Annotated in this window: 11 protein-coding genes; all 11 read left to right on the forward strand. The window is 39.3% G+C overall.

Going from position 1 to position 12,749, the window contains the following annotated elements; all coding sequences use genetic code 11:
* The first annotated feature begins 99 nt into the window (after nt 1-99).
* Nucleotides 100-1,665, forward strand: coding sequence for a glycine betaine uptake BCCT transporter (locus I0Q91_RS13870; protein WP_270455262.1), 1,566 nt, complete (start codon nt 100-102; stop codon nt 1,663-1,665).
* A 104-nt stretch (nt 1,666-1,769) separates the two neighbouring features.
* Nucleotides 1,770-2,408, forward strand: coding sequence for a corrinoid protein (locus tag I0Q91_RS13875; protein WP_270455263.1), 639 nt, complete (start codon nt 1,770-1,772; stop codon nt 2,406-2,408).
* Nucleotides 2,409-2,426: 18 nt separating this feature from the next.
* Nucleotides 2,427-3,932, forward strand: a complete 1,506-nt coding sequence (locus tag I0Q91_RS13880; RefSeq protein ID WP_270455264.1) for a trimethylamine methyltransferase family protein — start codon at nt 2,427-2,429, stop codon at nt 3,930-3,932.
* Entirely contained in the window at nt 3,932-4,570 is a 639-nt protein-coding gene (locus I0Q91_RS13885) for a corrinoid protein (RefSeq protein WP_270455265.1), read from the forward strand. Before I0Q91_RS13880 ends, I0Q91_RS13885 begins: the two co-directional genes overlap by 1 nt.
* A gap of 16 nt (nt 4,571-4,586) precedes the next feature.
* Nucleotides 4,587-6,035 carry a trimethylamine methyltransferase family protein gene (locus I0Q91_RS13890; protein ID WP_270455266.1) on the forward strand — a complete coding sequence of 483 codons (1,449 nt, stop codon included), beginning with the start codon at nt 4,587-4,589 and terminating at the stop codon, nt 6,033-6,035.
* A gap of 34 nt (nt 6,036-6,069) precedes the next feature.
* A complete protein-coding gene (locus I0Q91_RS13895; protein WP_270455267.1) occupies nt 6,070-8,040 on the forward strand; it encodes a hydantoinase/oxoprolinase family protein in 1,971 nt (656 codons plus the stop codon).
* A gap of 15 nt (nt 8,041-8,055) precedes the next feature.
* Complete coding sequence (locus tag I0Q91_RS13900; RefSeq protein WP_270455268.1) at nt 8,056-8,703, forward strand: DUF1638 domain-containing protein; 648 nt, start codon at nt 8,056-8,058, stop codon at nt 8,701-8,703.
* 121 nt (nt 8,704-8,824) lie between these two features.
* The gene (locus I0Q91_RS13905) at nt 8,825-9,619 is read left to right on the forward strand and encodes a methyltetrahydrofolate cobalamin methyltransferase (protein ID WP_270455269.1); all 795 of its coding nucleotides are present in this window, start codon (nt 8,825-8,827) and stop codon (nt 9,617-9,619) included.
* Nucleotides 9,620-9,646: 27 nt separating this feature from the next.
* Nucleotides 9,647-10,690 carry an FAD-dependent oxidoreductase gene (locus tag I0Q91_RS13910; protein ID WP_270455270.1) on the forward strand — a complete coding sequence of 348 codons (1,044 nt, stop codon included), beginning with the start codon at nt 9,647-9,649 and terminating at the stop codon, nt 10,688-10,690.
* The gene (locus tag I0Q91_RS13915; RefSeq protein WP_270455271.1) at nt 10,690-12,066 is read left to right on the forward strand and encodes a hydrogenase iron-sulfur subunit; all 1,377 of its coding nucleotides are present in this window, start codon (nt 10,690-10,692) and stop codon (nt 12,064-12,066) included. The genes I0Q91_RS13910 and I0Q91_RS13915 overlap by 1 nt, the downstream gene beginning before the upstream one ends.
* Complete coding sequence (locus I0Q91_RS14470; protein WP_270455272.1) at nt 12,063-12,737, forward strand: methylenetetrahydrofolate reductase C-terminal domain-containing protein; 675 nt, start codon at nt 12,063-12,065, stop codon at nt 12,735-12,737. Before I0Q91_RS13915 ends, I0Q91_RS14470 begins: the two co-directional genes overlap by 4 nt.
* Nucleotides 12,738-12,749 lie beyond the last annotated feature (12 nt).

Genomic DNA, 12,749 nt, shown 5'->3' on the forward strand with positions numbered 1-12,749 from the left:
AATGATAACTTGATTCTCAGAGAAGTTGAGGAGGGTAAGTAGCTTTTAAAGAGTCTGAAAATTATCTTTATTAAAAATAATTATCAGGAGCTGATTAATATGGCAGAAGAAGAAAAGCAGCAGAGAGGTAAGGGTTTGAAGGATATTGATCCAACGATATTCTGGGTTTCTGCTATTATTTCCGCAATCCTAATTGTCTGGGGAGCAATTGCAACAGATCATTTTGGTGGCATAATTGATAATGTTTTTAATTTTCTAGTAGGAAGCTTTGGCTGGCTTTATTTATTGTTTACAATGGTGATATTTATTTTAGTTATAATCTTAGGTTTTAGTAAGTTTGGTAAAATTAGACTTGGCAAACCTGGTGAAGAACCAGAGTATTCAACCCGTTCCTGGATAGCTATGTTATTTAGTGCTGGTATGGGAATCGGTCTTGTTTTCTGGGGTGTAGCAGAACCGATAATGCATTATGCTGCTCCGCCATTTGGCATAGAGGCAGGTACCGATGCGGCAGCACTTGAAGCTGGAGCATCTTCATTCTTTCACTGGGGTCTTCACCCCTGGGCGCTATATGCATTTTTTGGTTTAATGCTGGCCTATTTTTCATTTAGAAGAGGTCTACCACAGCTTCCAAGTTCAACGCTATATCCACTTTTAGGTAAAAAGGGAGTTAAAGGTGGCTGGGGTAAAGTCTTTAATATTCTAGCTGTATTTGCAACATTATTTGGAATCGCGACTTCACTAGGTCTCGGTGCCCAGCAGATTAATAGTGGGTTAAATGAACTGGTCGGTATGCCGGTCAGCAATAATATGGCATCAATAATTGTAGTTGTTATAACCTTTGCCTTTATTATCTCTGCAGTTACTGGTATCGATAAAGGTATTAAAATCTTAAGTAATATCAATATAACTATTGGAGGAATTTTACTTGCCTTTGTTATAATCTTTGGCCCAACAGTCTTTATACTGAGTTATACAATTGAAGCTACTGGTGAATATATTAATCAATTCTTAACCAGGAGTTTTTATACTGGCTCAGTTACCGGGGATCCCTGGCCTGGCTGGTGGACAATCTTTTACTGGGCCTGGTGGATAGCCTGGACACCATTTGTTGGCGGATTTATTGCCAGGATTTCTAGAGGTAGGACGATTAGAGAATTTGTCGTCGGTGTTGTCTTAGTTCCTGCTCTGGTAGGTATTGTCTGGTTTGGAACTATGGGAGGAACAGCACTCCACCTAGAAATGTTTGAAGGTATTGATATCTCAGGACCGGTCCATGATGATATGGCTGTCGCTTTTTTCATCACTTTACAGCAACTCCCGTTAGGGGCGATACTCAGTGTTCTGGCGACAATCTTAATCAGTACATTCTTTATTACATCTGCAGATTCAGGTACATTTGTAATGGGTATGCTTACATCTAAAGGTAAATTAAATCCTTCTACACAGGTTAAGGTTACCTGGGGAGTTATTGAAGGTTTGATTGCAGCTATCCTCTTACTTGCAGGAGGATTAGGGGCTCTACAAACTGCTTCAATTGCCGGGGCATTTCCGTTCATGCTCTTTGTAATTGCAAGCATGTTTGGCATTTTTAAGGCTCTGAACAATGATTATGAGATGATGGAGAAAGGTGAATTTATCGGAGATATTGATCTGGATTACTAAATAAGCTATATCTGGCTGGCAATTACTTTTGATTGCCAGCCAGAGAAACTAAATAAATTTTTTCAAATTAAATAATCATGATTAACACAGGGAGGAATGAGCAGATGGCAGATTTTGAAAAGTTAAGCGAAAGTGTAATTAAAGGAGAAGAGGAGAAGGTTAAAGAGTTAGTCCAGGAGGCCATAGATGCAGGATTAGAGCCAAGTGAAATAATCAATCAGGGTCTAATTAGTGGCATGAATGTTGTAGGTAAGCGATTTAAAGAAGGAGATATGTTTGTGCCAGAGGTACTTTTATCAGCCCGCTCAATGAAAGGTGGCATGGAATTAGTTAAGCCATTATTAGTTGAAGGCGAGATGGAGGAAGCCGGCAAAGTTATATTAGGAACAGTAGAAGGCGATCTCCATGATATAGGCAAGAATTTAGTTGGAATGATGATGGAGAGCGGTGGCCTTGAGGTTATTAATTTAGGCACAGATGTAACAGCAGCAGAATTTGCAGAGGCTGTCAGAGAGCATAAACCAGATGTACTTGGAATGAGTGCACTTTTAACAACAACAATGTTAGAGATGCAAAATACAATTGAAGTATTAATAGAGGAAGGCTTAAGAGATTCAGTTAAAATAATAGTCGGTGGAGCTCCAGTAACAAAAGAATTTGCAGATGAGATAGGGGCAGATGGCTGGGCACCAGATGCAGCTTCAGCCAAGGATCTAGTCTTTGAATTAGCAGAAGTAAATTAGGTCAGGGGGTTAAAATTAATGAGCAAATATACAAGATCAAGGTTTAATATTAATAAGTCAGTTAATTACAGGTCTTTAAGCGATGATGAGAGAGAAGAAATTTATCTGGCAGCTCTGGAAGTCCTTGAAAGAACAGGGGTTAAATTATTCTCTGAAGAAGCAAGGGAAATAATGATTGAGGCAGGTTGCTGGCAGGATGATGAAGAAGAGGAGTTAATAAGAGTGCCAATAGGTCTTAGCCAGTGGGCAGTAGATTCAGCTCCGAATAAAATTATTCTTTATGACCGTGAAGGTAATCGCCAATTAGATCTCAGCACCACTAGAACCTATTATGGACCTGGGCCAACTAATACCTATCACCGTGATCCCTATACCGGCGAGCGGAGACGTCCGGTTTTGAGTGATACTGAAAATGTGGCCAGAGTCTGTGATGCTCTGGATAATATTGACTTTGTAATGGATCTTGGTACTCCAACTGGAGTTACTGATAATATTGCTGACGTCCATGCCTTTAGAACATTAGTTGAAAATACAACCAAGCCAATAGTTCACTGGGGTTTCGATATTGAGCAGTATGAAGATATGATAGATATTGCCTCTATAGTTGCCGGTTCACTGGAGAAACTTCAGCAGAGGCCATTCTTCTTCCTTTATTCTGAGCCAACATCACCTCTGCTCCATTCCAGAGAGGCTATAGAAAAAGTTATCTTTGCGGCCAGAAAAAAGATACCGATAGTTTATACTCCATGTGTTATTTCTGGAGCAACAACTCCAGCAACAATGGCCGGAACCCTTGTCCAGGGAATTGCTGAAAGTATTGCTGGAATTACATTATCACAACTTGTTCGTCCTGGAACTCCAATAATTATGGGTGGAGTTTACGGAATTATGGATATGAATACAACAATTTACAGTTATGGTAGTCCGGAATTCAATGTTCTTCAGGCAGGAGTTGCTGAAGTTGCTCACCATATGGGTGTTCCAGTATTTGGTACAGCTGGCTGTACAGATTCCCATACAATTGATGAACAGGCAGCAGCAGAAGCGGCCATGAGTATTTTAACAGCAGCCCAATCAGGAGCTAACCTGGTTCATGATTGCGGATATATAAGCTCAGGGCAGTGTGGTTCACTCGAACAACTGGTTATGGATGATGAAATTATAGGTATGGTTAGAAGAATTATGCGAGGAATAGAAGTAACAGATGAGACTCTGGCCATTAATGTTGTTGATAATGTCGGACCAGGAGGACATTTCTTAGGTGAAGACCATACAGTTAAGAATTTCAAAAAAGAGACCTGGTTCCCAACATTAATTAATAGAATGCGCCATGATGGCTGGAAACATCAGGCAGGCAGTTCAAGGATGGGAGAAAGAATTAAAGAAAAGCTCCATAAAATTTTAGATGAACATGAAGTACCAGCTCTTCCAGAAGAAAAACTTGAAGAAATTCAAAAGATTATAGATAGAGCCGAGGCCCGTGAAGCCGAGAAAGCCAAGAAAAAGAAGGAGGGCAAAAAATAATGGCAGATTTTGAAAAGTTAAGCGAAAGCGTAATTAAAGGAGAAGAGGAGAAAGTTAAAGAGCTAGTCCAGGAGGCCATAGATGAAGGATTAGAGCCAAGTGAAATAATCAATCAGGGTCTAATTAGTGGCATGAATGTTGTAGGTAAGAGATTTAAAGAGGGAGATATGTTTGTCCCAGAGGTGCTCTTATCAGCCCGTTCAATGAAAGGTGGCATGGAATTAGTTAAGCCGCTATTAGTTGAAGGCGAGATGGAGGAAGCCGGAAAAGTTATATTAGGAACAGTAGAGGGCGATCTCCATGATATTGGCAAGAACTTAGTTGGAATGATGATGGAGAGCGGTGGCCTTGAGGTCATCAATTTAGGCACAGATGTAACGGCAGCAGAATTTGCAGAAGCAGTTAGAGAGCATAAACCAGATGTTTTAGGAATGAGTGCACTTTTAACAACAACAATGCTAGAGATGCAAAACACAATTGAAGTATTAATAGAGGAAGGTTTAAGGGATTCAGTTAAAATAATAGTCGGTGGAGCTCCAGTGACAAAAGAATTTGCAGATGAGATAGGAGCAGATGGCTGGGCACCAGATGCAGCTTCAGCCAAGGATCTAGTCTTTGAATTAGCAGAAGTTAATTAGGTCAGGGGGGAAAAAGATGAAAAGTAGTTATCAATCTGTAGCAGGTGTTAATCTAGAAGTTTTAACTGAAGACCAGATAGATAAGATGCTTGAAGCATCAACTAAAATATTAGAAGAGACCGGTGTTGTTTATTATGATGATGAAGCCATTGAGATAATGAAAAATGCTGGTTGTAAAGTAGAAGGGAATCGAGTTAGAATCCCGAATAAATTAGTTAAGGATGCTCTAAGTACTGTTCCAAACCGGGTTACTTTAAGTAATAGTAGAACCAGGGAGCGGGTTGTTGATCTTACCAATAATAATGCTTACTTTGGTACCGGTTCAGATACACCTCATTTTATGGATCCATATACAGGTGAAAGAGTTAAAACATCTAAAGAAACTGTAGCCATGGCAACTAAAACTATTGATGCCCTGGAAAATCTTGATTTTGTAATGTCTTTAGGCATAGTTCAGGATGTTCCTCAGTTAGTTTATGACCGTCATCAGTTTCAGGCAATGGTTTTAAATACATCAAAACCAATTGTTATAACAGCCAACGATGCTGATGGTTATGGAGATATAATTAAGATGTGCGAAACTATTGTTGGTGGGGAACAGGAATTAAGAGATAATCCATTCATGACATTATATGCCGAGCCAATCTCGCCACTCCAGCATGCTGAAGATGCTGCCCAGAAGCTGGTTCTTGCCGGCAAGAAATCATTGCCAGTAGTTTATACACCATGTATTATGGCAGGAGGTACTGTTCCTGCAACTCTGGCAGGGGCCATGGCGACAGGGCTTGCCGAGAGTCTCAGTGGATTAGTTCTAAACCAGCAGGTAAATGCCGGTAATCCATTTATTATGGGTGGAGTTTTCACAATTATGGATATGAATACAACAATCTTTGCCTATGGTGCCCCTGAATTTCATTTGATGCAGGCAGCATTGGCTGATGTTTCTAATTATCTTGATATACCAATGTTTGGAACCTGTGGTTGTACTGATTCCAAGGTAGTGGATCAGCAGGCTGCTATTGAAGATGCTCTCTCAATCTTAATTACCGCTCAATCAGGAGCTAATTTAAATCATGATGTTGGTTATATAGAGCATGGTAACTGTGCATCCTTAGAAAACCTTGTTATCTCCAATGATCTTATCGGTTTTGCCAGAAGAATTGTTAAAGGCATCGAAGTCAATGATGATACTTTAGGTTTAGATGTTATTGATAAAGTTGGTCCAGGTGGCCATTTCCTCGGGGAAGCTCATACCAGAGAGTATTTCAAGAAGGAGACCTGGTATCCTGATCTCTTTAAGAGGCAGTTTTATGATAACTGGGAGATGGAAGGTGAAAAAACATTACTGGAGCGGAGTAATGAAAAGGTCAAAGATATCTTAGAAAATCATGAACCTGAACCATTACCTGATGATATTGTCGAAGAACTCGAGCGAATCGTTCAGGAAGCAGAGGCTAAATTATAATAGAAATTGAATCTTCACAAGGAGGGGCCAGTTAATGGATGAACTAGCATTAGGTATTGATACCGGCGGAACTTATACTGATGGAGTTGTTGTTGATTTAAGGACTGAGGAAATTATTGTAGCCACCAAACAGGTTACAACCAGAAATGATTTAACCCTGGCTATAGATAATTGTCTTCAGGCCCTGCTCTCATCAGATAAGTTTCATAAGGAAGATATTAAACTGGTCTCTCTTTCAACAACCCTGGCCACCAATGCTATTGTTGAAGGACAGGGTGCTGAGGTTGGAGCCATTTTAATAGGTTTTGATTCAGTTGAAAAACTGCCAACCAGCCACCATATTTCTGTTGCAGGAGGCTGTACAATTAAGGGTAAAATAAAAGAAAAAATCAATAGCCAGGAGATTATTAAAAAGGTTAATGAAATTAAAGATAAAGTCGATGCCTTTGCAGTCTGTGGGTATTTAAGTGTTAGAAATCCAGTTCAGGAAAAGGCAGTTGCAAATATTATTGCTGAAGAGACTGGTTATCCAGTCGTTCAGGGCCATAGTTTAAGCTCAGAACTTGGGTTCCAGGAAAGGGCAAATACTGCTGTCTTTAATGCCCGGCTTTTACCCCTAATAACTGATCTGATAATTTCTGTCGAAGATAAACTTGAGGATTACCAGCTCAAGGCTCCTCTGATGGTTGTTAAAGGTGATGGTAGTTTAATCAGTGCTGAAGAAGCTAAAAAAAGACCAATAGAGACATCATTATCTGGCCCAGCAGCCAGTGTAATCGGAGCCAGGCAGCTTGCCGGTATTGATGACGGAATAATAATAGATATCGGCGGAACAACAACAGATTTAGCCCTTCTAAAAGATGGCCAGCCTGGACTCAGTGAAGCCGGTGCCAGAGTCGGGGGCTGGTTAACAAGGGTAAAGGCAGCCAGAATTACAACAATCGGGCTCGGTGGAGATAGCCAGATCAGAGTTGATCAATCAGGCCAGTTAGAGATTGGACCTGAGAGAGTTTTTCCTCTGGCCTGGGCTTCAGATAAATATCCACACTTAATTGATGAGTTAAAGAAAATAAAGGCTGAAGAATATTTTCCTATCAATCATCAACCAGTTTCAGTTTTAACTTATATCAAAGATCCAGTAAAGTTTAGTCTGAGCAAATTACAGCAGAGGATAATCAAAGAAATAAAGGAAAAGCCTCATACCATTAGAGAACTTGGCAAAATTTTAGATGTTGATCCAGAGGTTCTCCCCTGGCGTCAGCTGGTTAAAACAGGATGTTTGCATAGAGCCGGCTTAACTCCAACAGATATGTTGCACTGGCAGAATAAATATCTTGATTGGAATCGAGAGGCTGCCTCACTTGCAATTGAGATTACCGCAATGAGAAGAGGAATCTCCCCTGATAAATTTGTTGATCTACTTGAAAAAGAGATTGAAATTAAACTGGGATCATTAATTATTGAATCGGCTCTTAGAGATGAAACAGATAAGTTAGATTTTAGCAGTAGAGAAGTTGAGTATTTTTACAGAAAACTACTGGAGCATGACCAAGAAGCTATGATTGATTTTAAAGTGGATCTCTCCCGGCCTCTGGTCGGAGTTGGTGCTCCGGCCAGGGCATATTTTCCTGGTGTAGTTGATAGGATTACAGCAGAACTATATCTGCCAGAATGGGCCGAAGTGGCCAATGCTGTAGGTACTGTCATGGGCAAGATTATTGAAAGAGTCAAAATAATTATTAAGCCAGATGAAGTCGGAGCTGGATATGCAGTTCATACTCCTGAAGAAAGACTGGGGTATAAACGTTTAGATGCAGCGCTGGAGGCTGCTAGAGAGCTCGGCAAAGAATTAGTTATTGAGAGGGCTGAGAAATCGGCAGCTAAGGATATCGAGATCTTCACTGAAAGAGAAGACAAATATGGCCGTTTTAGTGGCGGTCGAGAAGAGGACAAAATCTTTATTGAGACAATCTTAAATATTTCAGCTGTTGGTAAGCCCTGGTAAAAGGAGGATAGTAGCTTGGATAAGATAATTGCCTGTTCAACAATTAGAAGAGAAATTGAAGCAATAAATCCTGATATAGAATCAGAATACCTTGAATATGGACTCCATCGCACTCCGAAAAAATTAAATAAAAAAGTCCAGGAGGCAGTAAAAGAATCAGAGGAAGCAGGCTTTAGCAGAATCAGGCTTGGCTATGGTCTCTGCTCTAATGGAATAGCTGGTATTAGTAGTGAAAAAGCAAAGTTGATTGTTCCAAGAATGCATGATTGTATTTCAATTCTACTGGGTTCAAGTCAGTCCTATCATAATGAATTTTGCAAGAACCCTGGTACCATTTATTTATCCAGGGGCTGGATAGAATTTGGTGGTGATCCTTTAACCCAATTTGAAAACTATAAAGAGAGAGTTGGAGCAGATTTTGCCCAGGAGACTATAGAACTTGAATATAAGAATTATACCCGTCTGGTTTTTATTAATACCTGGGTTGATGGTTTGGAAGAGTACCGAGAGTATGCCAGACAAGCAGCAGATTTTGTTAATCTAGAATTTGAAATAAAAGAGGGCAACCCGGATTTATTAAAAATGTTGCTTGCTGGAGAGGAAAATGATGAAATTGCTGTTTTTGAACCAGGTAGAATTATCTTGAGAACTGATCTAGTCTAATTCTGTTGTTCAACAAAAAAGTATAAGATGTAAGCAAAATTTTAATATAATTAAAGTAACTTGAGTTATATATTATTATTAAAGTTTAATAAATTATATTTTAAGCAGGGAGGAATATTAAATGATTATTATCGGTGAACTGATTAACTCTACAAGGGATATTATTAAAGAGAAGATTGAGGAGAGAGATAAAGAGTATATTCAGGATATAGCTTTAAAACAGCAGAAAGCAGGGGCAGAATTTATTGATGTAAATGCAGGAGCATTTGTTCATGATGAGATTGAGCACCTTCTTTGGTTGGTTGAAATAACCCAGGAAGTTCTTGATAAACCATTATCACTTGATAGTCCCAATGAAAAGGCTTTAGAAAAAGCTGCAGAGAAACATGAAGGCATACCCTTGATTAATTCAATTACCTTAGAAGATGATAGATATGGCAAAGTTTTACCTATTGTTAAAGAATATAATGCAAATGTGATTGCCCTTTGCATGAGCGATGAAGGAATGCCTGAGAGTGCTGATGACAGAATAGAGGTAGCAGATAAACTGATTAATAAATTAATTAATGATGGTGTTCCAGCGGATAATATCTTTGTTGATCCGATTATAACACCGATCAGTGTTGATTGTTCCCGGGGACCAGAGATTTTAAATGCTATTGAAAAAATTAAAAGCTGGGGAACTGGAGTTCATATAACCTGTGGTTTAAGTAATATTTCTTATGGTTTACCACAGAGGCATTTGTTAAATCAGGCCTTTATGGTTATGGCAATTGGAAGAGGTATGGATTCAGCAATAATAGATCCCCTTGATGATTATATGATTAAGCTTATCAGAGCTTCTGAAGTCTTAATGAATGAAGACCAACATGCCATGAATTATCTAAAAGCATCCAGAGCAGGAGAACTGGATTAAAGGTTCCAGTAAAAGGAGAGGTTAGATATGACAAGAATTGGAGTTATAGGAGGTGGGATTGCTGGCTCAACAGTATCAGTTGAGCTAGCAGAAGCAGGTTTTGAGATCACCCTCTTTGAAAAAGCTGGTGAGATTGGGGGCCAGGTCTCAGAATTTGGCTGTAAGGCAACTGATATCTGTACCCGTTGCAACCTCTGCCTGGTAGATTCAGTATTCAATCAACTTAACCAGGATTCTAAAATAAAAATCAATAAAGGCCACCAGGTCATAGATTCTTATAAAGAGAATGACAGCTTTACTCTTTATTGTGAAGAAGATGGGAATGAAAAAGTATATAAAGGTTTTGACAGGATAGTTTTAGCGACAGGTTACAGGCGCTGGTCTGAACTTGAGACTGGTACCCCTGAAATCTTTACAGATCAGAGAATAATCTGGTCCGGTGAGTTTGAAGAAATGTTATTTAAAAGAAGAGATTATCTCCAGAATAAAGATTTAGAGCTTGACATAGATTTCAAGCCTGAATCAGCCTACTTTATTCAGTGTAATGGTTCCAGGAGCCCTCAGGAAAAGGCTGCTTATTGTTCCAGGGTCTGCTGTGGTTATAATTATCGGATTGCCAGAGTTTTAAGAGAGAATTACCCTGAGTTGGAATTAGGAATTTTCTTCATTGATATGCAGGAATCTGGCTTTTTAACTGATCTCTCATTTCAAAAATTAATCGATGAAGAGATTAAATATTTTAACTGTAAGCCTTTAAGAATCAATAAAAGAGATGAACAGATTGAGATAGCCTATGAAGATCAGGCAGCAGGCGAGATGAAAAAAGTTAAAACGGATCTTCTAATATTATCTGAAGGGATTCACCCAGGCAAAGAAAATGAACTCTGGTCAAAACTCTTTAACTTACAACTAAACTCAGACGGCTTCCTCGAGGAGATTAATCCTGGCAGAGAGACAGGAGTCTATTTAGCCGGTACAGTCTCAGGCCCAGGAGATATTGCCACAACAATTAGCAAAAGTAAAGCTGTTGCAAATAAGATTATTGCTGCAGAAAAGGAGGTTGTTATCTAATGGCAGGCAGTCCAAAATATGAATTAGCCTGGATAGGTGATAAAGTGGAGACAGATTTTAAAGATATTCAAATATCTGCTAAAGATTTAGTAGCCTGCCAGGGAGAAGTTGGAGATTTTATACTTACTTGCAATGATCGGAATAATCCAGCTAAAATTGAAGCTGCCAATATAATTATTAATCTCCCCTATCAGGAAGAACCTGTTATTGAAGGGGCAGATTCACTTCTGAATGATAATTATTATCTAAAAGATGATGAACCGGCTATTATAGTTCAGGATTATCCCGATTTATCACCGGCTTTTATCAGTAAAGTGGCTTTAAAAAGATCTTTAGAAATTAAAAATAACTATCCAGATCAAGAAGTGTATTATCTTTATCAGGCCATGAGGTTTCTAGAAGATAATGACAGACTTTATGAAGAGGCCAGAAAAGCCGGGATAGTATTTTTGAAATTTGATATAGGTCAGTTAACAGTCTCAGAAGACTTAAAGCTATCCTATGAGCGAGAAGATATAGAGCTTGAATTAGCTGGTACAATTCTGGCAGCCCCTGAATTAAAGCCGGCCGATCAGACAGAAAGACTGGCAAGAATTTTTAATCTTGTCGATGGCTATCAGGATTATTTGCAATTAGATAATATTTATCTTCAGCCGACCCAGAGTGGAAGAAGAGGCGTATATCTATTAAGGGGGAGCCGTGGACCAACAGCATTAACTTATTATAAAGAAGAATTAGATTTTACTCTTGGAGAAATAGCAAAGAATTTAACTGGAGTTAATGAAATAGATGATTACGAAAGGACTATAGATGATCAGAAATGTATTGTCTGTTACACCTGTTATCGGGTCTGTCCCCATGGGGCAATCCAGAGAGATGATGAACTAAATTCGATGAAAATTATGGAACTGGCCTGTCAGGGTTGTAATCTCTGTATAAGTCGCTGTCCAACATCGGCCATTGAAATCGACCATGATTACTTTACAGAGGCAGATTCAGAAGATAAAACTAATCTGATTATCTGTGAGAACTCTGCAGAGATAGCCGCAGAAAAATATAATTCTATGACAGGTGAAGAGCCTTTATCTGGTTTTAAAGAGATTGTTGTTCCCTGTGTTTCAACAGTTGAAAGGAAAAATATTATCCAACTTTTAGCCAGTAACTCAGCTGATATTATGGTTTTAGGCTGTGTTGCCGAAGCCTGCAAGCATCTGACCGGGCATGATCGCTGTCAACAGGTGATAGATAGGATTAAAGAAGATTTAGAGAAGTTGGACTTAAATAAGGATAGAGTCCATTACCAGAGGCTTTCACCGAGAATGGCAACGGACCTTGGTGGTTTTCTTGCTGATTGGAAGGAGGCGGTTATCCAGTGATTGTTGGAAAATTAAAGGATGTAAATGAAATTAAAGATAGCCTCCCAGATGATTTAGATAGCCTTCTTATAGCAGGATGTGGCAGCTGTGTCTCTGTAAGTCTGGCAGGTGGTGAAAGAGAGGCTGAGTCATTAAAGAACTTACTTGATTTTTATTATCAGACTAATAATCAGGAAGTGTCAATTGAAACTGAAACTATTAAGAGACAGTGTGACGATGAGTTTCTGGATGAACTTGAACTGGCTATAGCTAGAAATAAGATTGTACTTTCTCTGGCCTGTGGAGTCGGTGTCCAGCATCTGGCAATTAAATATCCAGATAAAATAATTTTGCCTGGACTCGATACAACCTTTTATGGCAGGACCAGTGATATCGGTGAATGGGAAGAGATGTGTCATGGCTGTGGCAAATGTATTCTCGATCAATTTGCTGGTGTCTGCCCTGTAGCCCGCTGTTCAAAAAGCTTATTAAATGGACCCTGTGGTGGATCCCAGGATGGAATCTGTGAGGTTGATGATGATATAGATTGTGGCTGGCAGAAAATCTATGATCGGGCAGAGGAGTTGGGCCAGTTAGAAAAATTACTGGATTTTGATTTTCCAAAGGACTGGTCAACCCATAAAGACGGCGGGGTCCGTAGCCATAAAGATCCAGAGTTCTTCCAGGAATGAAAGGAGAATTAG

The sequence above is a fragment of the Halonatronomonas betaini genome (genome assembly GCF_015666175.1).
Lineage (GTDB): Bacteria > Bacillota > Halanaerobiia > Halanaerobiales > Halarsenatibacteraceae > Halonatronomonas > Halonatronomonas betaini.